We start from the raw sequence: 25,755 nt of genomic DNA on the forward strand, positions 1-25,755 counted from the left end.
ATGGCAACTATCATCCTGTTTGCCCCGCTTCTGGGCGCGCTGATCGGCGGGCTTGGCTGGCGTGTGATCGGGGAAACTGCGGCGCAGTGGATCACCACAGGGCTGCTGTTTCTGGCGGCGATCCTGTCCTGGGTTGTCTTCCTGACCCTTGGACCGGAAACCGAGCATATTCAAATACTTCGCTGGATCGAATCCGGCAGCCTGAGCACTGACTGGGCGATCCGGCTGGACCGACTGACGGCGATCATGCTGGTGGTGATCACCACCGTCTCCGCGCTCGTCCACCTCTATTCCTTTGGCTACATGGGCCATGATGAGAATTTTGGTGAGGGCGAGGGCAGCGAGTACAAGGCGCGGTTCTTTGCCTACCTGTCGTTCTTCACCTTCGCGATGTTGTGCCTCGTCACCGCCGACAACCTGGTGCAGATGTTCTTTGGCTGGGAGGGGGTCGGCCTCGCCTCCTACCTGCTGATCGGGTTCTACTATAAGAAGCCGAGCGCGAATGCGGCGGCGATCAAGGCATTCGTTGTGAACCGGGTGGGCGATTTCGGCTTTGCGCTGGGGATCTTCGCGCTGTTCCTGCTGACAGATTCCATCCGCTTCGACGACATTTTTGCCGCCACGCCGGAACTGGCGCAGACCGAGATTGCCTTTCTCTGGACTACATGGAATGCGGCTGAGCTGACCGCCTTCCTGCTGTTCATCGGTGCGATGGGCAAGTCGGCGCAGTTCTTCCTGCACACCTGGTTGCCGGACGCGATGGAAGGTCCGACGCCGGTGTCGGCGCTGATCCATGCGGCGACGATGGTTACGGCGGGTGTATTCCTCGTCTGCCGGTTCTCTCCGCTGATGGAATTCGCGCCGCACACGCAGACCTTCATCGTGGTGATCGGTGCGACGACGGCGTTTTTCGCAGCGACCGTGGGTCTGGTGCAGAACGACATCAAGCGGGTGATCGCCTATTCGACCTGTTCGCAGCTGGGGTACATGTTCGTCGCTGCCGGGGTGGGCGTCTATTCGGTTGCGATGTTCCACCTGCTGACACATGCGTTCTTCAAGGCGATGCTGTTCCTCGGCGCAGGCTCGGTGATCCATGCGATGCATCATGAGCAGGACATGCAGAACTATGGCGGGTTGAAGGACAAGATCCCGCTGACCTTCTGGGCGATGCTGATCGGCACATTGGCGATCACCGGGGTTGGCATTCCGCTGACGCATTACGGGTTCGCCGGGTTCCTGAGCAAAGACGCGATCATCGAAAGCGCCTTTGCGGGCGGCACCAACGCGGCCAGCTTTGCATTCTGGGCGCTGGTGATCGCGGCGGCGATGACGTCTTTCTACAGCTGGCGACTGATGTTCATGACCTTCTGGGGCGAGGCACGCGGTGATGCGCACGCGCATGAGCATGCGCACGAAAGCCCGCGTTCGATGCTGGTGCCTTTGGGCGTTCTGGCGGTGGGCTCGGTGCTGGCGGGCATGATCTGGGTCGGGCCGTTCTTCGGCGACCATGCCGAGGGGGCCGAGGCGCACGCGGGGCTGGGCGGGCCGGAGTTGTTGCTGGGCGCTGCTTTGGCGGCCACGGACACAGCCGAGGATGGTCACGGCGATGCGGCGGATGATCACGCCGAAACCGGCGAATTGCCGGTGCAGCCGGGTGAGGGCGCGATCTATATGCACCCCTCGAACCACACGCTGGACGATGCGCACCATGCGCCGAAATGGGTGAAGGTCTCTCCCTTCATTGCCATGCTGCTGGGCTTTGGCATCGCGCTGTCGATGTATATGCGCGGTGTTGCGGTCTGGACCAAGCTGGGGCTGGGCGCTTTGGGTGCCGTGGTTCTGTTCGTCGCCAAGGTGCCGCTGGCCTTCGCAATTCTTGGAGGGGTGATCCTTGCGGTGATCTTCGTGCTGACCCGCTTCGGCATGAACGAGGCGCTGGCGGCAAATCAGGCGCCGCTGTACCGGTTCCTGCTGAACAAATGGTACGTGGATGAGATATATGAGGCGACCTTCGTGCGCGGGGCCAAGTGGCTTGGCAGCTTCCTTTGGAAGAAGGGTGACGGGACAGTGATTGATGGGTCGATCAATGGGGTCGCCATGGGGATCGTGCCGTTCTTCACGCGCCTCGCCGGGCGGGCGCAGTCGGGCTATATGTTCCATTATGCCGCCGCGATGGTGCTGGGGATCGTGATTTTCATCACCTGGATGACACTGTGGGGGGGCCAATAACATGGACAACCTGCTGTCGATCATCACCTTCCTGCCGCTGATTGCTGCCGTCATCCTGGCGCTGTTCCTGCGGGGCGACGACGCAGCCGCGCAGAAGAACGCGAAGTGGCTGGCGCTGATCGCGACCTCGGCCACATTCGTCGTCTCACTGTTCATGCTGGCCGGGTTCAACCCGAACGACACCTGGTTCCAATTTGTCGAGGAACGCAGCTGGCTGTTGGGGCTGAATTACAAGCTGGGCGTGGATGGGATCTCGGTTCTGTTCGTCATGCTGACGACCTTCCTGATGCCGTTGGTGATTGCGTCCTGCTGGACGGTGGAGCACCGGGTCAAGGACTACATGATTGCGTTCCTGATGCTGGAAACGCTGATGCTGGGCGTGTTCTGTGCGCTGGATCTGATCCTGTTCTACCTGTTCTTCGAGGGCGGCTTGATCCCGATGTTCCTGATCATCGGCATCTGGGGCGGCAAGAACCGCATCTATGCGTCGTTCAAGTTCTTCCTTTATACCTTCCTCGGCTCGGTTCTGATGCTGGTCGCGATGATCGGCATGTTCGTTCAGGCCGGGACCACGGATATCCCGACCTTGCTGAGCCATCAGTTCGCCTCGGAAACCTTCGCCGTTTGGGGCTTCCAGATCATTGGCGGGGTGCAGACGCTGCTGTGGCTGGCGTTCTTTGCCAGCTTCGCGGTGAAAATGCCGATGTGGCCGGTCCACACCTGGTTGCCGGATGCCCACGTGCAAGCCCCGACCGCCGGGTCCGTCGTGTTGGCCGCGATTCTGCTGAAGATGGGCGGCTATGGCTTCCTGCGGTTCAGCCTGCCGATGTTCCCGGTCGCCTCCGACATCATGGCCGATTTCGTTATGTGGCTGAGTGCGATTGCGATCATCTATACCTCTCTCGTCGCGCTGATGCAGGAGGATATGAAAAAGCTGATCGCCTATTCATCCGTCGCGCATATGGGCTATGTCACCGCCGGGATTTTCGCGGCGAACCAGCAGGGCGTCGACGGAGCCATCTTTCAGATGATCAGCCACGGCTTCATCTCGGGCGCGTTGTTCCTGTGCGTCGGAGTGATCTACGACCGGATGCACACGCGAGAGATTGACGCCTACGGCGGCCTCGTCAACAAGATGCCCGCCTATGCGGCGATTTTCATGCTGTTCACCATGGCCAATGTCGGCCTGCCGGGGACCAGCGGGTTTGTCGGGGAATTCCTGACGCTGGTTGGCATCTTCCAGGCCAATACCTGGGTGGCGCTGGTGGCGACTGCCGGGGTGATCCTGAGCGCGGCCTATGCGCTGTGGCTGTATCGGCGCGTCGTCATGGGTGATCTGATCAAGGAAAGCCTACGCTCGATCAAGGACATGACCGACCGCGAAAAGGCGATCTTCGCGCCGCTGGTGGTGATGACGATCCTGCTGGGCGTCTATCCCAGCCTTGTGACGGATATGATTGGCCCCTCGGTCGAGGCGCTTTTGCACAACTACCACGCTGCGTTGCCTGCCGAGGCGATGACGCAAGTGGCGCATAACTAAGGGGGCGGGGCGATGACCAACGCAGATTTCCAGACCGTCCTGCCCGAGGTGCTGCTGGCCGCATACGCGATGCTGGCGCTGATGTTCGGGGTCTATATGACCAAGGACAAGGTTGCGCCGTTTCTGGTCTGGGTGACCAGTGCCGTGCTGGCGATTCTGGGCCTGTGGATTCTGACCGGCGGGGGCGGCGATGTCGCGGCCTTCGGCGGCATGATCGTCAACGACGCCTTCGCGCGGTTCGCCAAGGTCGTAATCCTGTTCAGCGCCGCCGCCGTGTTGCTGATGAGCGAAGGCTACATGGCCAAGCGCGGGCTGCTGCGCTTCGAATACCCGCTGCTGGTGGCACTGGCCGTTGTCGGCATGATGGTCATGGTCTCGGCTGGCGATCTGATGGCGCTTTATATGGGCCTCGAACTGCAATCGCTGGCACTCTACGTCGTCGCAGCGCTGCGCCGCGATAGTGTGAAATCGACCGAGGCGGGGCTGAAATACTTCGTTCTTGGCGCGCTGTCCTCTGGCCTGCTGCTCTACGGAGCTTCGCTGGTCTACGGCTTTGCCGGCACGACGCTGTTCACCGGCATCATTGCTGCCGTGGGCGAGGGGCAAGCCCCGCTGGGGCTGCTGTTCGGGCTGGTCTTCGTGATCGCGGGTCTAGCGTTCAAGGTCAGCGCCGCGCCGTTCCACATGTGGACGCCGGACGTTTATGAAGGTTCGCCGACGCCGGTCACGGCCTTCTTTGCGACGGCGCCGAAAATGGCCGCGATGGGGCTGTTTGCCCGTGTCGTGCATGACGCGTTCGGCGGGGTTGTTGGCGACTGGCAGCAGATCGTTGCGTTCCTGGCCGTCACCTCGATGTTCCTTGGCGGGGTTGCCGCGATCGGGCAGCGCAATATCAAGCGGCTGATGGCCTATTCCTCGATCAGCCACATGGGCTTTGCGCTGATGGGGCTGGCGGCGGGCACGGTGTTCGGCGTGCAGGCGATGCTGGTCTATATGGCGATCTATGTGACCATGAATATCGGCGTTTTCGCCTTCATCCTGGCGATGGAGCGTGACGGCGCGCCGGTGGTGCGCATTGATGAACTCGGCGGATACTCCAAACGCGAACCTTTGCGCGCACTGGCGATGTTGGTGCTGCTGTTCTCGCTGGCGGGCGTGCCGCCGCTGGTTGGCTTCTTCGGTAAATTCTACGTGCTGCGGGCCGCGATGGAGGCCGGGATGACCTGGCTGGCGATTGCCGCCGTGATCGCCGCCGTTATCAACGCCTTCTACTATCTGCGCATCGTCTTCCTGATGTATTTCGGGGACGAGGCTGAGGCGATGGATAGCGGCATTTCGCCCGTGCTCTGGACGTTCCTGATGGCCTCGGCCGCGATCATGCTGCTGGGGGTCATCAACCTGTTCGGGGTCGAGGCGATTGCCGCCACTGCCGCAGGTGCGCTTGTCAACTGACGCGCACTGGCCCGACGGGGTCGGGCGCATCGACCTGCCCGAGATCGACAGCACCAATGCCGAGGCCGCCCGCCGCGCCCCGACGCTGCGCCAGCCGACATGGGTATTTGCGCTGCGCCAGACCGGCGCGAAGGGGCGGCGGGGTAAGGCATGGGCGCAGCCTCCGGGCAGTTTCGCCGCAACGCTGGTGATGAAACCGCCTGGCGGACCGGGCGAGGGGGCGTTGCGGTCTTTCATGGCCGCGAATGCGTTGTATGAGGCGCTGGCCCTGCACATCGACCGTACCAAACTGGCGCTGAAATGGCCCAATGACGTGCTGCTGAATGGCGGCAAGATGGCGGGCATCCTGCTGGAAAGTTCTGGCACCGCGGAACGGCTGGACTGGCTGGCCGTCGGGATCGGTGTGAACCTTGGCCTGCCGCCTGACCACGTGCAGGGCGCCGCGTTCCCGCCGGTCGGCCTGGCGGAACAGGGCGGCAAGACGGTGCTGCCCGAAGACTTCCTGGCGATCCTTGCCAGCAGTTTCGCCACGCAAGAGGCACTGCTGGCCGCCGAAGGTTTCGCCCCGATCCGCGCCCAGTGGCTGGCCAAAGCCGCCCGATTGGGAGAGGTCATTACCGCCAGAACCGGCACGGCGGAAATCACCGGGCGGTTTGACACCATTGATGATACCGGGTGTCTTGTGCTGACCACGCCCGACGGCGCGCGGGCGATCCCCGCCGCCGACGTCTATTTTTGAACGGAACCGCTCCTCATGCTGCTTTGCATCGACACCGGCAATACCAACACCGTCTTCTCGATCTGGGACGGTCGCGCGTTCATCGGCACCTGGCGTGCCTCGACCGAGCATCAGCGCACGGGCGACCAGTATTTCGTCTGGCTGAATACGCTGATGAAGGCGCAAGGGTTGAAGGCGGATATTACCGAGGTGATCATCAGTTCCACCGTGCCGCGCGTGGTCTTCAACCTGCGGGTGCTGTGCGATCGTTACTTCAATTGCCGACCGATGGTTGTGGGCAAGCCGGAATGCAAGCTGCCCGTTGATCCGCGCGTCGATCCCGGCACCCGGCCCGGCCCGGACCGGCTGGCCAATGCGGCGGGGGCCTATGATCGCCACGGCGGGAATGTGGTCGTGGTGGATTTCGGCACGGCAACAAATTTCGACGTGGTGGCCGAAGATGGCGCCTATGTGGGGGGTGTGATCTCTCCCGGGGTGAACCTGTCGCTGGAGGCGCTGGCTGCCGGTGCCGCGGCCCTGCCGCATGTGGATATCAGCCAACCGGAAAGCGTCATTGGCGCAAATACCGTCGCCTGCATCCAGTCGGGTGTGTTCTGGGGCTACACCGGGTTGATCGAGGGGCTGATCGCGCGTATCCGCGCCGAATACGGCGCACCGATGAAGGTGATCGGGACCGGGGGGCTGGCGCCGCTGTTCGCCAAGGGCGACATAGAATTTGACGTGATCGAAGATGATCTGACGATGCACGGCCTGACCGTGATCCATAAATATAACAAGGAAAACGAATGAGTGGTAACGAGCGGTTGATCTACCTGCCCCTGGGTGGCGCGGGTGAGATCGGGATGAACACATATGTCTATGGCTATGGGCCCAAGGACAAGGAACGCCTGATCGTCGTCGATTTGGGGATTACCTTCCCCGATATGGATACGACGCCGGGCGTCGATGTCATCATGGCGGATATTGACTGGCTGGTGGCCCGCCGCGACCGGATCGAGGGGATATTCATCACCCATGCCCATGAAGACCACATCGGCGCACTGGGGCATCTGTGGGACCGGCTGAACGCGCCGATCCATTGTCGCAGGTTCACGGCCCATCACGCGGCGCGCAAACTGGGCGAACATGGCGGCGACGAGAACGCGATCACCGTGGCTGCGCCCTGGCCTGCACAGATCACCGCCGGGCCGTTCACGGTGGGGTTCCTGCCGGTCAGCCACTCGATCCCCGAAAGCTCGGCTCTGGTGATCGACTCTCCGGTGGGCCGTGTGGTCCACACCGGCGACTTCAAACTGGATGAAACGCCGCTGGTGGGTGAGGCTTGGGATCCGAAATTGTGGGGAGAAGTCGCGGGCAAGGGCATTCACGCATTGGTCTGCGATTCCACCAATGTGTTCAGCCCCAATCCGGGCCGGTCCGAGGCATCGCTGGTCGAACCGCTGACCGGGATGATCGCGGATGCGCAGGGCATGGTGGTGGCGACCACCTTCGCCTCAAACGTCGCGCGGGTGCGTACGCTGGCTGTCGCCGGGGCGGCGGCGGGGCGGTCTGTTTGCCTGTTGGGCCGGTCGATGGAGCGCATGGTCGAGGCCAGCCGCGCCACCGAAGTGCTGCCCGATTTCCCGCCCACGATCTCCGCCGAGGAGGCCGAGGATATTCCGCGCGGTGATCTGATGCTGCTGGTCACCGGCTCACAAGGTGAACGCCGCGCGGCAAGCGCGCAACTGGCACGGGGCAAGTATCGCGGGCTGACCGTGGCGGATGGGGATACGTTCCTGTTCAGCTCAAAAATCATTCCCGGAAACGAACGCGGCGTGATCCGTTTCGTCAACGCCTATTCCGAGATGGGCGTGGATGTGGTCGATGGCGAAGACGGACATTACCACGTGTCGGGCCACGCCAACCGGCCCGATCTGCTGGCGGTGCATGACCTGATGAAGCCGAAAATGGTGATCCCGATGCATGGTGAGCATCGGCACCTGCGTGAGCATGCGAAACTGGCCGAGGGCAAGGGCCGTGCCTCGGTCATTGCGACGAACGGGACGATGGTGGATCTGTCGGGCAAGAAGCCGAAAGTGGTCGAACATGTCGAGGCGGCGCGCATCTATCGTGACGGCGACGTTTATATCGGAGAGCTGGACGGCGTCGTCCGCGACCGGATCCGCATGGCGCTGAACGGGCACGTCATGGTTTCGCTGATTGTCGAGGATAATCAGATGGTCGGCGATGCCTGGTGCGAATTGATGGGCCTACCCGAGACGGGGACATCGAATGCGCCGCTGGTCGACGTGCTTGAACAGGATGTGAATCAGCTGGTCGGACGCTCCAGCCGCAAGGTCATGGGCGACGACGACAAGCTGGACGAGGCGGTGAGGAAGGCCGTGCGCCGGTCAACCAATGACGAGATCGGCAAGAAGCCTGAGGTGACGGTGGTGATTTCGCGGTTGGGGTGAGGGGGCTTCGTGCACGGAATCAAGGCGAAGCCGCCGTGCACTCGCCAGCCCGTCCGGGCGGGTTGGCGACTGGATAGGTTCTCGCCTCCTTCGGATTTGACTGAAATACGGGACCATCCAAGTGCCCCGAACTGCTGTTGGATCGCCAACCCCCGGGCTGACGATCCCACGGCTCGCGTTTCTCGATGCACAAAATAGCACAATCCGCGAACCAATCATTTCTCACCGAGAACCACGTCAGAGTCTGGCAAGGGAAACTACCGCCCCTACTTCACTGCCCCGCTGGCCATCCCCTTGATGATAAAACGCTCCAGCACGATGCCGATCACGATCAGCGGCAGGATGGCGCTGGCGGACAGCGCGGCCATGCTCCACCAGTTGATGCCTTGCGATCCGGTTTGGCTGGCGACCATGACCGGCAGGGTGACGGCATTGGTTGATGTCAGCAGGGCGGCAAAGAAGTATTCGTTCCAAGTCAGCACGAGGCTCAGGATGAAGGCCGCGACCATGCCGGGCAGGGCGATGGGCAGGATGATGGTCAGGAACGCGCCCCAGATGCCAAGGCCATCGACCAGCGCGGCCTCCTCCAGCTCCACCGGGATGCCGTGGAACTGATCGCGCATGATCCAGATCACGATGGGCAGGACGGTCAGCGCATAAAGCAGGATCAAGCCAAGGCGGGTGTCGAGCAGGGCGAGTTCCTTATAGAGGACAAGGAACGGCAGCGCCAAAACCACCGGCGGCAGGATCAGCTGGCTGAGGAAGAAGAAGCTGATATCGGGGTTGCGCATGAAGCCGAATTTATAGCGGAAGCGCGACAGCCCATAGGCCGCGCAGCTGCCCAGAACCACGGCCAATGCCGAGGATGCCAGCGCCGCAATGGTCGAATTCCAGAAGCGTTTCAGGAATTCCTCGCGCACTGTGCTGACCTCGAAGATGGTGTCGGGCGACAGGCCCAGCGACTTCCAGCCGCGCCATTGTGGGGTGTAGTCCACAAACGGAACCATGTTGCCCTGCATCACGTCGGGGGCCAGTTTGAAGCTGGTGGTGATGGTCCAGTAGATCGGGAACAGGCAGATCACGGCCCAGAAGATCAGGATGCCGTAAACACCAATGCGCCCGGCCCACCAGCGCAGGCGCGGCGGGGTGTCAGCGGGGTGATCGTGGAATATTTGTGCGTCGCTCAACCTAATACCTCGGGTTCATCCAGCGATCGACCAGCTTCATGAAGACCGTAATCGCAAGGACGATCAGCACCAGATAGACCATGGCCAGAAGCGTGCCGTAGCCGACGTTCGAACGGTCGCGGTATTCGCGGAAGATTAAGCTGGTGACCGAATCTGTCGCCCCGCCCGGACCGCCGGAGGTGACGTTGATGATGATGTCTGCCAGCTTCAGTTTGAAGATGATGCGGATCAGGATCGCGGTGATGCTGACCGGCAGCATCAGGGGGAATGTAACCTCCCAAAAACCGCGCCAAGCGGGCGCGCCGTCGACCTTCGCTGCCTCTTGAATTTCCTTCGGGATCGCCTGCAATCCGGCAAGGATCATGATCATCATGAAGGGAATGAACGTCCAGGCGTCCATGGCCATGATCATGAAGCGCGCAACCTCTGGGCTGCCAAAGAAGCTGGGCGAATCCCAGCCGAGTTCGCGGGCAAGGCGCGCTAGCGGGCCAAAGCGGATTTCCATCATCGACTTGCCGACCATCCAGGACACGGCGACAGGCGACAGCATCAGCGGCATCAGAAAGGCGACGCGGAAGAATTTGCGCGCCCGGATCTGGCTGTTCAGCAACAGCGCAAGGCCAAAGGCGATGGCGTATTCCACCAGAATGGCCAGGGTGTAATAGACCATGTTTTTCAAGGCGTTCCAATAGAACGCGTCGTTCCACATCTGGCGGACATTGTCCCAGCCATTGAACTTGCGCCCGTCCAGACTGGCCAGGTTCCAGTCTGAAAAGGCGATGGTCAAGCCGAACAGAAGCGGAAAGACGACCATGGCGACGACAAACAGCACTGCGGGGAGGACGAACAGCACGCGCTTACCCTGTTCGCCGCGTAGGACGATTTGCGCCACGCACAGGCAGATACCCCAGAGGATGTAGGCGTAAAGCGCCGGGCGCCAGGTTTCGAATTCGATCGTGATGCGCCCGGTTTCGGCCATCCAGACGGCCAGGAACATCGCGAACATCAGCGCGGCCGATCCCCAGATCAGCAGCTTGCCAAACACCCGGCGGCGTTCGGATATCTCATCAAGTGTCACAACGTGGAGGAGGTCGCCCTGAGTGCTCATGACGCAACGTTAGCGCAGGATGTGCCGGGTGCAAGGGCTCAATTACGGAACGATCCGCCGACACGAAATCAATATGCAGCAAGCACAAACATGCGCGGCAAACCACGCTTGCGAGGTTTCGGACCATTCAGCCTGCAACAAAACACCTCTGCGTTCGATCTCTACTCCCCGTAGATACGAAACAACAAAAGACCGAAGGCAAATGCGGTTAGACCTGCAGAAACCACTATGGTCATTGCGATTGACTTCAGAATGTCGAGCCCGAAGATGCCAAATGGCGTCCAGTTTCCGGATTCAACAATCGCGGACAACGCCAAGTAACAGATCCAAATGAAGATACCGCATGCAATCTGCATCGCGGAAACGATCAATATTTTCATAGCAATACGTCTCAGAAAAAATGGCGGTGAGGCCAAAAATTCGCCTCACCTGTTTTCTTAATCTGGCCCGCGCCTACATGCCCAAGCTGGCCTTATAGACCTCGATCTGGCTATCACGGCCGATCTGATCGGTGATCTTGTCCCAGGCGGCGGCGATTGCGTCAGCGCCTTCCTGGACCGAGCCGTACTGACCGGCATAGATCTTGGCCAGCTCATCCTCGGCGACCGAGTAATACTGGAAGATGCCCGGAATACGCGGTTCGATGGCGGCGTTCGGGTGGTTATAGCTGTCCGCGTTCGAGCCGAGGTAGTCTTCGACAAAGGCGCGGTCATAACCAGCCTCTTCCCACTCATCAAACTGGAAGTGCGAGTTGCGGTAGGGCTGGAAACCCGACGGATAGGCCGACGCCCAGAGCGACAGGTCCTTGCCGCCCAGATGGGCCGCAGCCGACCAAGCCGCCTTGTGCTTCTTTTCGTCCGAATCGACGGTCGCCATGACGTACACGCCCCACCCGATATAGGCCATGTTGGGGGCCTCGTTCGGGGTGTCTTCCCATTCACCGGAGTTCGAATTGTAGACCTGATCCGAACCCGGCAGGGTCGAGAAGCCGACGACATCACCCACAACGGAAGTGTCCGAAGTGCGCGCGTTCGATCCGACGTCGCCCCACCAGCTGAGCGACGATCCGGTACCAGCCAGGAACTGCTGGAACGCGGTCGTGCCCGGATCAGCATTGATCTGGTCGGCAGGGTAACCGCCTTCGGTCGCGATGATTTCCATCACTTCTTCGATGGCGCGCACGAAGGCCGGGTTGTTGACGCGCGGCTTCATGGTGTCCGGATCGAACAGCCATGCCGGATCGTCCGGATGCTTGGCATAGGCGGTTGCACGGTCTTCCAGGAAGTAGAAGCCGAAGCCGCCCCAGCCCTTCAGCGGATCGAGGTAACCATGCGCGTCCAGGCCGGTCAGCGGGTCGGTCTTGCCCGCCAGGAACTTCGAATGCGCGTTGACCTGCGCCCAGGTGGTAGGCGGTTCCCACGCGCCTTCGCCACCTTCGGCGGCCCAGGCGGCGGCGAAATCCTCATTCTCGTAATAATCTTTACGATAGCTGAAGGTGTGGCAGTCACCGTCGATCGACACGCGGTAGGTCTTGCCACCCCAGGTGCCCACGGGCGCTTTGAGGTAATCCACGTAGTCATCCATGTCGATCTGGGTTTTGACCCATTCCGGCATCTCTGACGCCATGCCGCGGCCCAGCACGTCACCTTCGAAGGGCGCGCCCATTTCGATGATGTCGAAATCGACGGTGCCGGTGGCGATGGATTGCTGCAAACGCGCGTTATAGTCGGCCTGCGCCAGGTCGATCCAGTTGATCTTGGCGCCTGTATAAGCCTCCCACGGTTTCAGGAAACCGCGGAACAGGAAGTTGTGCAGGTTCTGGTTGTTGAGGCCCATGAAGGACAGTTCGACCCCGGCAAATTCGCCTTTGGCAACCGATTCCTTGGTCGCGCCAAGCGTCATCTCGCCGACCTTTTGCCAATCGGCATCCGTGGGGCTGCCTGCACCCACGCCCGGAATTTTCAGGATTTCGGCGCGTACATTCGCATGGCTTGCCGCAGCGGCGGGTTTGGTGGACAGCCCACCAGCGGCGGCAACGGCGCCAACACTGGCTGCACCTTGCAGCATCTTTCGGCGGCTCATGTGATGGCGCATCACGTGATTGAATAGTCCGACTTTCATTGGAATCCTCCTAGTGGATCGTGGCCCGTCGTGAACGACGGCAGTATTTCGGGGGGGTATTCGTGCGTACCCAGCGTCAATCCCACCCCCCTATCGGGATCACGCTCAGACCTCGCAGTATGGGCGGTGTTGTCCCAAAGTCAATGAAATCAGTGGGCTGTGTGACCTGTCATCCGTACCAGGGCAAAAGGAATGCCGGATGGGGCTGCCAGGCCCACCAGCTGTGGTGCAGGAACTGGGCGACGACGATCAGAACGACAAGGCCGAACCAGATGGTTGCAAGCGCCCCGTTGCGCAGGGCGCGAAAGACCAGATCGGGTGCGGCGTCGCGCGCATTGGCATCGGCATAGATGCGCGCCGACCAACTGCGCAGCCACCAGAGGCTGGCGAACACATAGGCAGCGACCGCAAGGTCCGCGATCCCGGCGATATTGCCGACCTGTTCCGGGGTGAAGTTGGCAAAGCCCGGGATGATGTCTTCGACAAAGACCGGCAGACCACGGGCCGCGAACAGGGGCAGGGCGAAGAAGACGGACATGAAGGCGAACAGAACGTGGCGCCAGCCGGTGCGCGCCACCACGCGCCGCACCGCGCGCCATTCGAACAACCCCAGCCAGCGCCCGGTGGCGGCCTGATGCGCCAGCGCCATCGGCAAGTGCAGCATGACGAACAAATATGCACCGATTCCGGCGAAGAACAGCGCCGGTCCGGCCCAGGCCTGTTCGTAGCCTTTGTTAAATGAATTGTCCCAGCCGGCCCACCACGCCAGCAGCCAGGGCAGCGTGAACAACAACGACGCAAGGCCAAGGCTGAGCGCGCTCGACAGCCCGACCCGGATATTGGCCGCCAGCCCGCCGATCAGACGGGTCAGCCAGCCCGAGCCACGCTCGCCCAAAACCCAGCCGGGGGTTATGCCTGCCACGCCCTGCCGCCGCTGAACGCTGAACTGCATGCGCCGGATAATCCAGCCAAGCGCCAGGATCGACGTCAGAGGCGACAGGCACAGAAATGTGCCCACAAGCAGGTCGCGCAGGGTGCCAAATGCGCGGCTCAGGCGCACTGGGCGGGCCGGATTGGGGGCCGTGGCCGGAGTCAGGGTTGCCTCGGCGACGCTCATGCGAAGACCTCGGCCAGGGGGCGGTTTTCGCTGCGATGCGCCTTGAACCCCATCAGGGCGGCGATGGTCGGGGCGATGGCGCTTTGGTCGATTGTCCGGTCAAGGACGCGGTTCTTTTCGATCCCGGTGCCAAAGACCAGCGCCCATGTTTCATGGGCGGCGCGGGTGTTGAAATGATGCTGGAACGGCACGTCCAGCAACGGGTTTTCATCGCGCCCGCAATCCGGGGTGACCACGAAGACGGTGTTGTCGCGGTAATATGGGTCGGCGTCGACGGTCGCGACCAGCTGGGCCAACCCCTCGTCGATGACCGAGATTGCGCGCGTATAGTGACTGGCATTGCCCCAGTGGACGTAGTCGGGATCCTGATAATTCACCATCATCAGCCTGGGTCGCAAACTGCCAAGGGCGCGGATCGCCAGGGCCGTCAGCAAGCGGTCGCCGCGCGGGTTCTTGAGGCCGCTGTCGCCGAAATCGCGCCGCCAGTCGTGCCAGAACGCCTGAATTGCGAACGATTGGTCCGGGGCAAAGCTGCGGTGATCAGCGGCCAGAAGTTCGTCGCGCTGCAGGATTATCTTTTCACGGGCATCGCCCGTCAGCTCACCCTCGGCCAGTTGTTGCGCCACTTTGAACAGCTTGAACCGGTGCAGGCTAAGCATCTCACTACGATAGCTGATGCCGTAATGCGGGTTCATGCCGAAGGTGAAGAACTCCTCCTGCGGGCGATCCTCTCCGTTCACCAGCAGAACCTGGTGCGAGGGGATGTCGAAGGATTGACGCAGGTATTCGAACAGCGTCGGTTCGGTCGGTTCCAGCCGGTCGATGCCCAGGCCGGAACTCAGGTCGCGATAGGCCAGATAGCGCCCGGTCAACAGGTTCAGGGTGCCTTCGGCGTGGCTGGTGTTGACGTCGTCCAACTGCTCGATCCGCATATCGGGTATCATCACGCCGCGTTGGGCCAGCCGATTGACAAGGTTGGGGGCATAGGTGCCGGCTGGATCAATCGTTTCATACCGGCGAACCCCTCCGCCAAAGCGCACGAGGATGATGTTCGGGCCGCCGTAACTGGCCGCGCGCGCCGGGATGGCAGAGGTCGCGGCAAAGGCCGCGCCAAGCCCTGCATTGAATTGTCGACGTGTGAACATCATGCCCTCCGGTATCGTTGGTGTTCCCCCGGATGTTATGTAAATCATCGTAACATTCCAAGGGCGGCATTGATCCCCGGCAATTTCACGCCGAGCGTGGACAGCCGCCTTACCCCGCGTTACCACTTGGGGAAACTATGCCGCCTGGCGGTCAATTGGGGGAAAGATGGCCGAAGTTACAATCCGAAACCTGCGAAAATCCTATGACACGACCGAGGTTATTCACGGCGTCGATGTTGATATTGCGGATGGTGAATTCGTGGTGCTGGTCGGGCCTTCGGGCTGTGGAAAATCCACCCTGCTGCGGATGATCGCGGGGCTGGAGGCTGTGACATCGGGGACGATCCGGATTGCCGACAATGTGGTCAATAACCTGCCGCCAAGCCAGCGTGACATTGCCATGGTGTTCCAGAATTACGCGCTGTACCCGCACAAGACCGTCGCCGCGAACATGGCCTTCGCGCTGAGGATGCGGCGCATGGCGAAATCCGAGATTGAGGATCGGGTGGCGCGCGCCGCCGATATCCTGTGGCTGAAGCCGTATCTGGGCCGCTATCCGCGCGCCCTGTCCGGTGGTCAGCGTCAGCGGGTTGCAATGGGGCGGGCCATCGTGCGCGATCCGCAAGTGTTCCTGTTTGACGAACCTCTGTCGAACCTCGACGCCAAGCTGCGGGTTCAGATGCGCACAGAGATCCGGGAGTTGCATCAGCGCCTGTCCACAACGACGGTCTATGTCACCCACGACCAGATCGAAGCGATGACGATGGCCGACAAGATCGTCGTTATGCGCGACGGGCATATCGAACAGATCGGCAGCCCGCTGGACCTTTATGACCGGCCCGAGAACCAATTCGTGGCCAGTTTCATCGGGTCACCGTCGATGAATTTTCTTGAAGGTCGCATCAGCCGCGATGGCGGCGTTTTCGTCGATGTTGGTCCGACGCGCCTGCCGGTGCCGGATCACGAGGATCTGACCGACGGGCGGGCGGTAATGTTCGGCGTGCGCCCTGAACATCTGGAGCTGTCCGACGACGGTGTGCCGGTAACGGTTGCGGTTGTTGAGCCGACGGGCTCGGAAACTCATGTGGTTAGCCGGATGGGCGGCGGCGGCGCGATCTCGGCCGAGGTGACGGCGGTGTTCCGTGAGCGCCACAGTTTTGCCGCCGGGGATACGATCCACCTGCGCCCGCTGGATGGCCACGCCTATGTGTTTGATGCCAAAACCGGCGCTCGCCTGACCTGAAGGAGATTGCGATGTTGAAGGGAATTGACCCCAGGCTGAACGCCGAGGTTCTGTATGCGCTGCGCGCGATGGGGCATGGGGATGTGCTGATCCTGGCGGATACGAACTTCCCCAGTGATTCAATTGCCCGCGAAACGGTTCTGGGTGAACTGCAGCGTATGGACAACCTAACCGTGGCCGAAGCGGCGGAAGCCGTGCTGTCGGTCTTTCCGCTGGACACGTTCGTCGATGATTTCGCCGGACGTATGGAAATCGTCGATGACGCCGCCGCAGTCCCGCCCGTGCAGGCCGAAGTTCAGACCGCGATCAACGCCGCCGAGGGGGCCGAGCGTGCGATGGTGGGGATCGAACGGTTCGCATTTTATGACATGGCGCGCGACGCGTATGCCGTGATCCAGACGGGTGAGCGGCGGTTTTATGGCTGCATCATGCTGCGCAAGGGTGTGGTGGCCCCCGATGCGTGACGCGGTCGTCATCCTGGGCGTTTTTGTCGCGGATACCACCTATCGCGCCGACCGGGCGCCGGTGATTGGCGAAACGATCCTGGGCAACTCCTTCGCGCTCGGACCAGGCGGGAAAGGCTCGAACCAGGCGGTCGCAGCCGCGCGCGCCGGGGCGGCAACGCATTTCCTGACCAAGCTGGGCAAGGACGCCTTTGCAGATATGGCGTTGGACATCTGGAAAGAGGCCGGTGTGATCCCCGAGGTCAGCCAGCATGCCGACAGCTATACCGGTGCCGCCTATATTTTCGTGGAGGAGGCGACAGGCAACAACGCGATCATCGTTTGTTCAGGCGTTGCCCGTACGATATCGGCGGCGGATATTGACGCCTGTGGCGAATTGATCGGCGGCGCGGCGGTCTTCATGACCCAGTTGGAACAGCCGATGGATGCGGCGATGCGCGGGCTGGAGCAGGCGCGCGCAGGCGGGGCGACCACGATTCTGAACCCGGCACCGGCGGCCGATTTGCCAGACGGGATGCTGGCACTTTGCGATTATGTCACCCCGAACGAGACCGAGGCCGAAGGCATCACCGGCGTCGCCGTTGAATCGGTGGCCGACGCACAAGGGGCCGCCAAGGCGCTGCTGGCGCGCGGCGTCGGCGCTGCGATCATCACGCTTGGCGAAAACGGGGTCTGGTTTGATGACGGCTCCGTCGCGCAGCATGTTCCGGCGCTGTCTGCCGGTCCAGTGGTCGAGACGACCGGCGCGGGGGATGCGTTCAACGGCGGCTTTGCTGCCGCGCTGGCCGGTGGGATGGATCCGTTGGCGGCGGTGCGCTTTGGCAACGCCACGGCGGCAATCTCGGTCACGCGCCCGGGAACCGCACCTTCCATGCCTTCGCGCGCCGAGGTTGAGGCGTTGCTGGCGAAATCGTGAAGCCATTCGGTAATATACCGCGACCCGCCACCAAAGGTAATGCGCGGCGGTGATTGGGGGCGAGCAAGTTGCCGGATGCCTTCCTTGGGACGCTCTGCCGCCATTGCGCGCGTGCCGGTGATGTCGGTTGCATAAGCAGCTTTCGAAAGCCCAACTATTCCGATGCTTCGGGGGCATTGCGGACAGGTACGCCGATTTCGACCCAACATTGAGCGTCCCCAGCGCCAGGGAGGGTCTTCAACGTTCAGTTTGTCATTGCCTGGGATTGCTGATCGGTCACGTCGCCCAACAAGGCGGCGATGTCTTCGACGCGCACCGGTTTAGGTAGGAAACCGGCCATTCCAGCGCGCCGATAACGCGCCTGGGATTGTTCGTCGACATGGGCGGTGCAGGCGACGATGGGAACGTCGGACAGGGGCGCGGGCAGGCTTTGAATCAGTTCGGCGGCTGCGACGCCGTCCAGTTGCGGCATCGTGATATCCATCAGGATCGCGTCATAGCCGCCTTGCCCTGCAAGTTCGACAGCCTCGACCCCGTCACCGGCCAGCGTGACCTGGCATCCGATGTCTTCCAGCAGAGTCTTCATCAGCTCTTGATTGAGGGGGTTATCCTCGGCCACCAGAATTCGTTTGTTTAGCGGATGTCGCGGTGTCCGGGGTGTCGGATTGGCCACCGGTTCGGCGTCGTCGCCGGGCGCCAGCAGTATACATACCTGCGCCTTGCACCCGCCATCGGCATGGTTTTGCAGGTGCAGCGTCCCGCCCAACTGATGCACGAGGTTTTGACAGACGGACAGGCCCAGACCAATCCCGCCATGTTGCTTGGCAAACTCTTTCCCGGCGTCGTCAAAGGATTGCGTCATGCTGGTCAGCGCGTCCGCCGCGATGCCGGGGCCGGTGTCGGTGATTGTGAATGTTGTCGTGCCATCGGTCGGTTCGCTGGTTGCGGTCAGACCGACCTGACCGATGCTGGTGAATTTCACGGCGTTGCCCAGCAGGTTGTTGAGGATTTTCTGCAACCGCGCACCATCTACGGCGGCTTTCGCGGGGACATTCGGGTCGATGGCAAGCACCAGCGCCAGCCCCTTTTTTTCGGCTTCACGCTGCCACCATTGCGCCGTTTCCGTCAGAATGTCGTGCAGGTTTACCTGGGTTGGGGCGTATTTTGCCAACTGAGTATCCGGCTGCGTAAGATCCAGAAGATCGGTGAGCAGCGTCATCAGCGCGCCCCCGGCTGTCAGGATCGCGTCGGCATGGGACGTGGTCTTGGCATCCGTGGCCGACATTTTCAAAAGCTCGCTAAAGCCCATAATGGCATTCAGGGGAGTGCGAATCTCATGGCTCATCGCGGCCAGGAATCGTGATTTCGCGCGGTTGGCAGCCTCAGCCTCTGCCGCTTTGGCCTTCAGCGCAGCTTCGGCCGCTTTGGCGTCACGGTTGTCGAACAGAATCGCTAAAGCGTTTCGGCTTGAACCTGAATCGCGAGGGATTCCCTTGAGACCTGATCTGTGATTCATCCTGTTTGGGAGGATGGATCATGTCAGCACCTTTGCCATCTGCGCTTCGGATACGGTTTCAGAGATACATTGAAGAAGGGTTGAGCGGGCGCGCGGCGGCGTTGCGGTTGAAGCTGTCGCCTGCCACAGGCGCGCGGTGGGCGCGTCAGGTGAGGATGAAGGGTCATGCGGAACCTGCCCGGCAGGGACCGCCGCGCGGCAAGGGAAAGCTGGCTCCGCATCGGGAATTCTTTGAGGAGTTGATCGCACAAGACCCTGACATCACGCTCTTTGAGTTGCGTAATGCGCTGGCCGATGCAGAGGGTGTGCGGGTGCATCACTCCTCCATCGCCAACCTTCTGTCCCGGCTCGGCTTCACGTACAAAAAAAGTCGCTGGTCGCAACCGAGCGCCGCCGCGCCAAGGTAAGGCAGCAACGGGCCGACTGGTTCAGATACCGCTCGCCAGCCATTGCGACCTTTCCTGAGCGCGTTGTCTTTATTGACGAAACCGCAGTGAAGACAAACCTCACGCGCCTACGCGGCAGAGCCAAGCGCGGTAAGCGCCTGACGATGGATGCGCCCTTCGGAAGCTGGGGAACCCAAACCTTGATCGCGGGCCTGACCCAAGGCGCGCTGATCGCACCTTGGGTCATCAAGGGAGCGATAGATGGCCCCGCCTTCGCGGCCTACATCCGCGAAGTGCTGGTCCCCGAGATCAACCCCGGCACTGTCGTCATTCTCGACAACCTGGCAACCCACCGGAATAAGGAGGCGACGCAGGCTTTACGCAATCACGGCTGCTGGTTCCTTTACCTGCCACCGTACTCGCCCGACCTGAATCCCATCGAGCAGGCCTTCTCTAAACTGAAAGCCCATTTGCGACGGATCGGGGCCAGGTCCTTTACCCAGGTCTTCGAAGCAATCGGAGCAATCTGCGATCTCTACGACCCAGTAGAATGCTGGAACTACTTTAAGGCCGCCGGATATGTCTCAGGTTAATGTCGAAACGCTTTAGCGAGCGCTGTACGTTACCGTCGTCATCCAGCACGGTTGTCGCCGACAGCCTTACCGCAATCGGTTCGCCCGATTTGGCGATGAAATCATACTCGACATCGTGGATTTTCCCCTTGCGAAGATATTCCGGCAAAATCCGCTCGCGCGCTTTGATTTGCGAGTCCGGGCTGAGGAAATCGGTTGAGGGGCGACCTATCATTTCGTCGCGATCATAGCCCAGCAGATCGGCCCAGAAGCGGCTGACCTGAATGAGTTTTCCAGAAGAATCAATGGAATGCATCAGGACCGGGGCGTGCTCAAAAAGCACCGCAAACGGATCATCCGGGGCCGTTTTCCAGAATTCAATCAGTTCCCTGTGCATGGCCGGATCCCCTGCCGATCCGGACCATTCGCCAAGCGCGTGACGGTCCGGTGTTCGGTGTTCGGACAGGGTGCGTGGTTTTGGTTAAAAATTGCCTAACCGATCAACGCGGGGGCAGGTTCTGTGCCGCGCTCTGCGCTGCAAGGGCGATGCGGCGGGCGCGGGTGTCGGGGAGTTTGGCGGTCACGATCCATTCCAGCGTCGCGCGCTTTGTCGACCGGTTGAAGCCCTGCCAGTTGGCTGCGGCATCCGGGTATCTGTCAAAGGCAATGGCCAGATCTTCGGGCACCTCCAGACGTTCGACGGCGTCCAGCGCGGTCCAACATCTATTTGCCTTGGCAGCATTTACCAACGCGCGGCCTGCGTGTGTCATCCGGCCCGCAGCTTCAAGCGCGGCGATCTTCTTCTTGTTGGGGCCAGACCAGTTCGACTTGGGGTTTCGCGGGGCGATCCAGTGCATCGTGCGATCGGCATCCTTGCCGCGCGATTGACTGTCGACCCAGCCGCAACACAGCAGCTCGTCAATGACATCGTTGATCGACACGTAGTGCCGACCGGCGGACTTCTTATAGGTCACCAGCCAGACGCCATTGTTGCGGTGGTGATTGTCGCTCAGCCAAATGCGCAAGTCTTCGGTCGAGCGGACTTCGACCTCGGGCCGGTCATCCAGGCGCTTGCCGCTCATCCGACGACGGTACGGGGCTGCATGGCCGGGGCGGGACTAGCGCCTCGCCCCCTCATTCTTCCAGCGATAGCCTTCTTCGCGACAGATCTGATCGCCACGGCTGATCGGCATATGTGCGGGCACGTCAATCGCCTCGTCCCACAGAACCCGCTCTTTCGTGTAAAGCTGACAGGTGACCGTACCTTGGGCGGTTTTCACCTTGACCGGCTGGCTTTCAAAACTGTGCTTATCAATCGCGCAGCCTGCAAGCAGCGTGGTCGAGGCCAGAAGGGCGATGGGAACAAACTTGATCATGACACATACTCCGGTTGGACTGTTGGCGCATAGGATAGGACGATTGCGGCGAAAATCGAGTTTGGATGCAGCGATTTCCGGCAATTATGCGTGTTTAAGCGGCGTCTGATGCAGGGAAGGCACCAAATTTCAGGATTTGGAGCCCGAAAACCGTTCGGCCCAGGCTGCGACGTCGTCATCCTGAACTTTCACGAACAGAACCTCGGGCACTGTAAAGCCGTGTCCGGCGGGCAGGGCGGTGACCGCTGCGGCGACATCGTCGGGCCATGTGTCGCCGGTTGTGTGCATCGCTTCAAGCATGCGGGTGGCGGCACCGGGAATAAAGGGCGCGGCGAGGGTTGCATAAAGCGGGATCAGGTTCAGCGACAAGCGCGCGATGGCGGCGGCGCGGTCGGGGTCTGCCTTGAACACGGTCCAGGGGGCGACGGTTTGCAGGTATTCGTTGCCAAGAACCCAGATCGCGCGCAACTCGGCGGCGGATTTGCGCACCTCAATCGCCTCCATGAAGCCTTCATAGGCGCGGATGCGGGTGGTCAGTGCGTCGATCAGCGCGTCTTCTTCGGGGCCGAAATCTCCACCCTCTGGAATGGCTTCGCCCCATTTTGACCGCGTGAACTTGGTGATCCGGCTGACGAAATTGCCCAGAACGTCGGCGAGGTCTTTGTTCACGTCTTGCTGAAATGCCTCCCACGTGAATTCGCTGTCCGAGGATTCGGGCGCATGGCTCAGCAGCCACCAACGCCAGTAATCGGCGGGCAGGATTTCCAGCGCTTGATCCATGAACACGCCGCGTCCTTGCGAAGTGCTGAACTGGCCGCCGTCGTAGTTCAGATAGTTGAAGGATTTGATGTAATCGACCAGCTTCCACGGCTCTCCCGAGCCCATGATCGTGGCCGGAAAGCTGAGGGTGTGGAACGGCACATTATCCTTGCCCATGAATTGCACATATCGAACATCGTCCGCGCCCATATCCGTGCGCCACCAGCGCTGCCAGTCGGCATCGGGGCGGCCTGCGGCGTCGGTCCATTCCTTCGCGCTGGCGATATATTCGATGGGGGCGTCGAACCAGACATAGAAGACCTTACCTTCCATCCCCGGCCAATCCGCGTCCCCGCGTTTGACCGGGATCCCCCAGTCCAGATCGCGGGTAATGCCCCGGTCCTGCAGCCCGTCGCCGTCGTTCAGCCATTTCTTGGCGATCGACGTCGTCAGGATCGGCCAGTCGCCTTTTGAGGTGATCCATTCGTTCAGCTGCCCACGCATCTGGCTTTGCTTCAGGAACAGGTGCTTGGTGTCGCGCACCTCAAGATCGGTACTGCCCGAAATCGCGCTGCGGGCGTCGATCAAGTCGGTCGGGTCCAGCTGCTTGGTGCAGTTTTCGCATTGGTCGCCGCGCGCGCGTTCATAGCCGCAGTTGGGGCAGGTGCCCTCGATATAGCGGTCCGGCAGGAAGCGGCCATCGGCGTTGGAATATACCTGCTTCTCGTTCACTTCCTCGATCAGCCCGGCATCTGCCAGCCGACCGGCGAAATGCTGGGTCAGGGCGTGGTTCTGTGGGCTGGAGGACCGGCCAAACATGTCGAAGGACAGGGCGAAACCGTCTGACATATCCTTCTGAACCTGCCACATCTCGGCGCAATATTCGGCCACCGGTTTGCCAGCGGCGGCGGCGGCCAGTTCCGCCGGGGTGCCGTGTTCATCCGTCGCGCAGAGGAACAGAACCTCGTTCCCGCGCGCGCGGTTGTAGCGGGCGTAAAGATCCGCTGGAAGCTGGCTGCCTACCAGATTGCCGAGGTGCTTGATCCCGTTGATGTAAGGGATCGCCGAGGTGATGAGGATGCGTGCCATGATGTCCTGCGAAGTCGTGTCGCGCCGGTTTAGCGAGTGGGGCCGGGAAGGGCCAGAGGGGGATTGGCCAAACCGCTCAGAGGGGGACTGAATGATTTGCGCGTTGTTGCAAATGGCCGGCGGCGGACGTTGGTGATCTAGCGACAAGCCGGACGAGCGCCTGCCCGCCGGACGGTCAGGTGATCGCCCGGCGCCCTTACGGGCTTGATTCCGGGCGAAGAAGTGGGCGGATCAAACGTCCGCTCCAGGCCGATTGTGTTGAAAAACTCCGTTTTAGGGCCTGAACGATGATTTTTCTTTCCATGCAGCCCGATCCTAAATTTTTGGCGCGGGGGTCGGCCCAAATCGCCTACATGCGCTCACGCGCAGCCATGCGCTGTCTCGTGGTCAAAGCTTTCCGACTATTTCGCTTCATAGGTTTTCGCAAGAAATCCGCGACGCTCTGATTTCGGAGTTTTTCAACACAATCCGCCAAATCCCGCTAGTCCTCTCGCCCCCGACGCAGCAACCGCCCGACCCAGAACGAGGTTCGCGGCACATAGATATAGGGATTGCGCGTCGCTCCGCTGGGCCGCGCCCGCATCCGGACGACGCCATAGATGATCAGCACCCCGTGGGCGAATGCGATGAATGCGAACATGGCGGACGGGCCGAAAGCCTCGATCAGCCAGGACACCCCGAAAGGTGAGGCGATGGCACCCAGAGCGTAAAGGAACATCAGTGCAGCGCTCAGCTCGATCCGCTCATCATCGGTGGCGAAATCATGGGCGTGGGCGGCGCTGACCGAATATATCGGGAAGGTCATGAACCCGAATATGGCCGAGCCGAGCATGACCGCCGCAACCCCATGCGTGGCCAGCGCCACCGTCAGGCCACAGGCCGCCATGCTGGCCGCTGACAGCCAGATCAGCACCCAGCGGCGATCATATTTGTCGGCCAGCCACCCGGCGGGAAATTGCGCCACCGCGCCGCCCGCCACGAAGGCGGCCAGGAACAGGGCGATGCGTTCGACGCTCAGCCCGACTTCGACCCCGTAGATCGGGCCAACCATGCGGAAGGCGGCGGTGGTCAGCCCTGCAACGATCACGCCCGCTGCGGCCAGCGGAGAGTTCTTCCAGGCGACTTGCGGGCGCAGGCGCGGCGCGTCCGGGGTGGCCGGTTCAGCGACCCGGGTCAGCACCAGCGGCACAAGGGCGGCGCAGCAGACCAGCGCCAGCAAGTTGTAACTGACATAGGCGGCCGGGGTCAGCACGCCGATCATCAGCTGCGCGGCGAGCAATCCGCCAATATCCACCGCACGGTACACCCCCATGGCGCGGCCGCAGGTTTCATTCGTGACCTTGGCCTGAAGCCAGCTTTCGACGATGGTAAAGCATCCTGCGATGCAAAAGCCTGACATGATCCGCAGACCGGTCCAGGCCACCGGGCCGACGACCATCATATGGGCCAGGATGCCGATGGTCCCGGCGGCGGTAAAGGCGGCGAAACTGCGCGAATGGCCGACGGTTCCCATCATCCGGGGGGCCGCCCAGCAGCCGATGAAGAACCCCAGGAAATGGGCCGAGCCCAGCAGGCCAACCTGGGCCGTGGTGAACCCCAACTGAATGCCCGACAGCGCGTCCAGCGGCCCGACCCCGCCGGTGCCCAGCTGCAGCAGGGCGACGGACAGGAACAGGGCGGCGAAAGATATCAGCAGGCGCATGGGGCGACCTTGGGGCGTGGTGAGTCCCTCAAGACCTACGCCTGCGCAGCGATCTTGCCTATCGGAAAAACGACACGCACCGGATCGGGCCTTTCCACTGTCGGGTGGCCATGCTAACCCGCCGCGAAATCACCGCATCGTCATGAAAAGGGCAGGCCAATGGCTAAGGAACGCACACTCTCGATCATCAAACCTGACGCGACCAAGCGCAATCTGACTGGCAAGATCAACGCCAAGTTCGAAGACGCCGGGCTGCGCATCGTCGCGCAAAAGCGCATTCATCTGACCCAGGCGCAGGCCGGGCAGTTTTACGTGGTGCATGCCGAACGCCCGTTCTTTGGTGAGTTGACCGAATTCATGGCCTCGGCCCCGGTTGTTGTGCAGGTGCTGGAAGGTGAAGGCGCAATTGCCAAGAACCGCGAAGTCATGGGCGCGACAAACCCCGCCGACGCAGCACCGGGCACGGTGCGTGCTGAGTTTGCCGAAAGCGTCGGTGAAAACTCGGTCCACGGGTCGGACGCGCCCGAGACGGCCGCGGAGGAGATTGCATTCTTCTTTTCGGGTCTTGAACTGGTCGGTTAATCCGCCACTGGAACGTGTGAAAAGGGCCGCCTGATTGGGCGGCCTTTTTTCGTGGGATG

General features: G+C 61.5%; 22 protein-coding genes. 11 read left to right on the forward strand and 11 right to left on the reverse strand.

Annotated features, from left to right (window positions below; translation table 11 throughout):
- From nuoL to GKR99_18700, 6 genes are read left to right on the forward strand one after another with little or no spacing between them, the layout of a single operon-like run.
- The gene (nuoL, locus tag GKR99_18675) at positions 1 to 2,229 is read left to right on the forward strand and encodes an NADH-quinone oxidoreductase subunit L (protein ID NKB29468.1); all 2,229 of its coding nucleotides are present in this window, start codon (positions 1 to 3) and stop codon (positions 2,227 to 2,229) included.
- Position 2,230: 1 nt separating this feature from the next.
- Positions 2,231 to 3,769 carry an NADH-quinone oxidoreductase subunit M gene (locus GKR99_18680; GenBank protein ID NKB29469.1) on the forward strand — a complete coding sequence of 513 codons (1,539 nt, stop codon included), beginning with the start codon at positions 2,231 to 2,233 and terminating at the stop codon, positions 3,767 to 3,769.
- Between the two features lie 12 nt (positions 3,770 to 3,781).
- Entirely contained in the window at positions 3,782 to 5,221 is a 1,440-nt protein-coding gene (gene nuoN / locus GKR99_18685) for an NADH-quinone oxidoreductase subunit NuoN (protein ID NKB29470.1), read from the forward strand.
- Positions 5,211 to 5,960: a biotin--[acetyl-CoA-carboxylase] ligase gene (locus GKR99_18690; protein NKB29471.1), complete on the forward strand. Its 750-nt coding sequence runs from the start codon at positions 5,211 to 5,213 to the stop codon at positions 5,958 to 5,960. The genes nuoN and GKR99_18690 overlap by 11 nt, the downstream gene beginning before the upstream one ends.
- A gap of 15 nt (positions 5,961 to 5,975) precedes the next feature.
- Positions 5,976 to 6,749 (forward strand): type III pantothenate kinase, encoded by a 774-nt coding sequence (locus GKR99_18695; GenBank protein NKB29472.1) that lies wholly within the window; start codon positions 5,976 to 5,978, stop codon positions 6,747 to 6,749.
- Positions 6,746 to 8,413, forward strand: coding sequence for an MBL fold metallo-hydrolase (locus GKR99_18700; GenBank protein NKB29473.1), 1,668 nt, complete (start codon positions 6,746 to 6,748; stop codon positions 8,411 to 8,413). Before GKR99_18695 ends, GKR99_18700 begins: the two co-directional genes overlap by 4 nt.
- Before the next feature lie 266 nt (positions 8,414 to 8,679).
- On the opposite strand, the gene GKR99_18705 is transcribed toward GKR99_18700, so the two are convergent.
- The 5 genes from GKR99_18705 to GKR99_18725 form a co-directional block, all read right to left on the reverse strand.
- A complete protein-coding gene (locus GKR99_18705; GenBank protein NKB29474.1) occupies positions 8,680 to 9,585 on the reverse strand; it encodes an ABC transporter permease subunit in 906 nt (301 codons plus the stop codon).
- Positions 9,586 to 9,601: 16 nt separating this feature from the next.
- Positions 9,602 to 10,708 (reverse strand): ABC transporter permease subunit, encoded by a 1,107-nt coding sequence (locus GKR99_18710; GenBank protein ID NKB29475.1) that lies wholly within the window; start codon positions 10,706 to 10,708, stop codon positions 9,602 to 9,604.
- Between the two features lie 453 nt (positions 10,709 to 11,161).
- Positions 11,162 to 12,829 carry an extracellular solute-binding protein gene (locus GKR99_18715; protein NKB29476.1) on the reverse strand — a complete coding sequence of 556 codons (1,668 nt, stop codon included), beginning with the start codon at positions 12,827 to 12,829 and terminating at the stop codon, positions 11,162 to 11,164.
- A gap of 169 nt (positions 12,830 to 12,998) precedes the next feature.
- On the reverse strand, positions 12,999 to 13,946 hold the full coding sequence (locus GKR99_18720; protein NKB29477.1) for a hypothetical protein: 948 nt from the start codon (positions 13,944 to 13,946) through the stop codon (positions 12,999 to 13,001).
- Positions 13,943 to 15,094, reverse strand: coding sequence for a hypothetical protein (locus tag GKR99_18725; protein ID NKB29478.1), 1,152 nt, complete (start codon positions 15,092 to 15,094; stop codon positions 13,943 to 13,945). Before GKR99_18725 ends, GKR99_18720 begins: the two co-directional genes overlap by 4 nt.
- 163 nt (positions 15,095 to 15,257) lie before the next feature.
- Here GKR99_18725 and ugpC point away from each other — a divergent pair, with 163 nt between their 5' ends.
- From ugpC to GKR99_18740, 3 genes are read left to right on the forward strand one after another with little or no spacing between them, the layout of a single operon-like run.
- Positions 15,258 to 16,334 (forward strand): sn-glycerol-3-phosphate ABC transporter ATP-binding protein UgpC, encoded by a 1,077-nt coding sequence (ugpC, locus tag GKR99_18730; protein ID NKB29479.1) that lies wholly within the window; start codon positions 15,258 to 15,260, stop codon positions 16,332 to 16,334.
- A gap of 11 nt (positions 16,335 to 16,345) precedes the next feature.
- Positions 16,346 to 16,798 (forward strand): ribose ABC transporter, encoded by a 453-nt coding sequence (locus tag GKR99_18735; protein ID NKB29480.1) that lies wholly within the window; start codon positions 16,346 to 16,348, stop codon positions 16,796 to 16,798.
- The gene (locus tag GKR99_18740) at positions 16,791 to 17,714 is read left to right on the forward strand and encodes a ribokinase (protein ID NKB29481.1); all 924 of its coding nucleotides are present in this window, start codon (positions 16,791 to 16,793) and stop codon (positions 17,712 to 17,714) included. The genes GKR99_18735 and GKR99_18740 overlap by 8 nt, the downstream gene beginning before the upstream one ends.
- Before the next feature lie 244 nt (positions 17,715 to 17,958).
- On the opposite strand, the gene GKR99_18745 is transcribed toward GKR99_18740, so the two are convergent.
- Positions 17,959 to 19,230: a response regulator gene (locus tag GKR99_18745; protein ID NKB29482.1), complete on the reverse strand. Its 1,272-nt coding sequence runs from the start codon at positions 19,228 to 19,230 to the stop codon at positions 17,959 to 17,961.
- A gap of 20 nt (positions 19,231 to 19,250) precedes the next feature.
- Here GKR99_18745 and GKR99_18750 point away from each other — a divergent pair.
- A protein-coding gene (locus GKR99_18750; GenBank protein ID NKB29483.1) for an IS630 family transposase occupies positions 19,251 to 20,209 on the forward strand; the annotation gives its coding sequence in 2 pieces (ribosomal slippage) (positions 19,251 to 19,592 and positions 19,595 to 20,209; 957 coding nt in all).
- Here the strand turns inward: GKR99_18750 and GKR99_18755 are convergent.
- From GKR99_18755 to GKR99_18775, 5 genes are all read right to left on the reverse strand, one after another.
- Entirely contained in the window at positions 20,181 to 20,585 is a 405-nt protein-coding gene (locus tag GKR99_18755; protein NKB29484.1) for a PAS domain S-box protein, read from the reverse strand. The two genes, GKR99_18750 and GKR99_18755, sit on opposite strands and share 29 nt — an antisense overlap.
- Before the next feature lie 103 nt (positions 20,586 to 20,688).
- Positions 20,689 to 21,270: a hypothetical protein gene (locus tag GKR99_18760; GenBank protein ID NKB29485.1), complete on the reverse strand. Its 582-nt coding sequence runs from the start codon at positions 21,268 to 21,270 to the stop codon at positions 20,689 to 20,691.
- 36 nt (positions 21,271 to 21,306) lie between these two features.
- The gene (locus GKR99_18765; GenBank protein ID NKB29486.1) at positions 21,307 to 21,564 is read right to left on the reverse strand and encodes a hypothetical protein; all 258 of its coding nucleotides are present in this window, start codon (positions 21,562 to 21,564) and stop codon (positions 21,307 to 21,309) included.
- Between the two features lie 129 nt (positions 21,565 to 21,693).
- Positions 21,694 to 23,412: a methionine--tRNA ligase gene (locus GKR99_18770; GenBank protein NKB29487.1), complete on the reverse strand. Its 1,719-nt coding sequence runs from the start codon at positions 23,410 to 23,412 to the stop codon at positions 21,694 to 21,696.
- A 481-nt stretch (positions 23,413 to 23,893) separates the two neighbouring features.
- Positions 23,894 to 25,114 (reverse strand): MFS transporter, encoded by a 1,221-nt coding sequence (locus tag GKR99_18775; protein NKB29488.1) that lies wholly within the window; start codon positions 25,112 to 25,114, stop codon positions 23,894 to 23,896.
- Positions 25,115 to 25,273: 159 nt separating this feature from the next.
- Here GKR99_18775 and GKR99_18780 point away from each other — a divergent pair, with 159 nt between their 5' ends.
- Positions 25,274 to 25,696: a nucleoside-diphosphate kinase gene (locus GKR99_18780; protein NKB29489.1), complete on the forward strand. Its 423-nt coding sequence runs from the start codon at positions 25,274 to 25,276 to the stop codon at positions 25,694 to 25,696.
- Positions 25,697 to 25,755: the final 59 nt, after the last annotated feature.

Source organism: Paracoccaceae bacterium, from assembly GCA_012103375.1.
Taxonomy (GTDB): Bacteria; Pseudomonadota; Alphaproteobacteria; order Rhodobacterales; family Rhodobacteraceae; genus WLWX01.

Bases quoted from the DNA above. Each gene is read 5' to 3' on its own strand.
- nuoL (NKB29468.1), top strand. From the start codon at position 1: ATGGCAACTATCATCCTGTTTGCCCCGCTTCTGGGCGCGCTGATCGGC.
- GKR99_18680 (NKB29469.1), top strand. From the start codon at position 2,231: ATGGACAACCTGCTGTCGATCATCACCTTCCTGCCGCTGATTGCTGCC.
- nuoN (NKB29470.1), top strand. From the start codon at position 3,782: ATGACCAACGCAGATTTCCAGACCGTCCTGCCCGAGGTGCTGCTGGCC.
- GKR99_18695 (NKB29472.1), top strand. From the start codon at position 5,976: ATGCTGCTTTGCATCGACACCGGCAATACCAACACCGTCTTCTCGATC.
- GKR99_18700 (NKB29473.1), top strand. From the start codon at position 6,746: ATGAGTGGTAACGAGCGGTTGATCTACCTGCCCCTGGGTGGCGCGGGT.
- GKR99_18710 (NKB29475.1), bottom strand. From the start codon at position 10,708: ATGAGCACTCAGGGCGACCTCCTCCACGTTGTGACACTTGATGAGATA.
- GKR99_18715 (NKB29476.1), bottom strand. From the start codon at position 12,829: ATGAAAGTCGGACTATTCAATCACGTGATGCGCCATCACATGAGCCGC.
- GKR99_18720 (NKB29477.1), bottom strand. From the start codon at position 13,946: ATGAGCGTCGCCGAGGCAACCCTGACTCCGGCCACGGCCCCCAATCCG.
- GKR99_18725 (NKB29478.1), bottom strand. From the start codon at position 15,094: ATGATGTTCACACGTCGACAATTCAATGCAGGGCTTGGCGCGGCCTTT.
- ugpC (NKB29479.1), top strand. From the start codon at position 15,258: ATGGCCGAAGTTACAATCCGAAACCTGCGAAAATCCTATGACACGACC.
- GKR99_18735 (NKB29480.1), top strand. From the start codon at position 16,346: ATGTTGAAGGGAATTGACCCCAGGCTGAACGCCGAGGTTCTGTATGCG.
- GKR99_18740 (NKB29481.1), top strand. From the start codon at position 16,791: ATGCGTGACGCGGTCGTCATCCTGGGCGTTTTTGTCGCGGATACCACC.
- GKR99_18745 (NKB29482.1), bottom strand. From the start codon at position 19,230: ATGAATCACAGATCAGGTCTCAAGGGAATCCCTCGCGATTCAGGTTCA.
- GKR99_18755 (NKB29484.1), bottom strand. From the start codon at position 20,585: ATGCACAGGGAACTGATTGAATTCTGGAAAACGGCCCCGGATGATCCG.
- GKR99_18760 (NKB29485.1), bottom strand. From the start codon at position 21,270: ATGAGCGGCAAGCGCCTGGATGACCGGCCCGAGGTCGAAGTCCGCTCG.
- GKR99_18765 (NKB29486.1), bottom strand. From the start codon at position 21,564: ATGATCAAGTTTGTTCCCATCGCCCTTCTGGCCTCGACCACGCTGCTT.
- GKR99_18770 (NKB29487.1), bottom strand. From the start codon at position 23,412: ATGGCACGCATCCTCATCACCTCGGCGATCCCTTACATCAACGGGATC.
- GKR99_18775 (NKB29488.1), bottom strand. From the start codon at position 25,114: ATGCGCCTGCTGATATCTTTCGCCGCCCTGTTCCTGTCCGTCGCCCTG.
- GKR99_18780 (NKB29489.1), top strand. From the start codon at position 25,274: ATGGCTAAGGAACGCACACTCTCGATCATCAAACCTGACGCGACCAAG.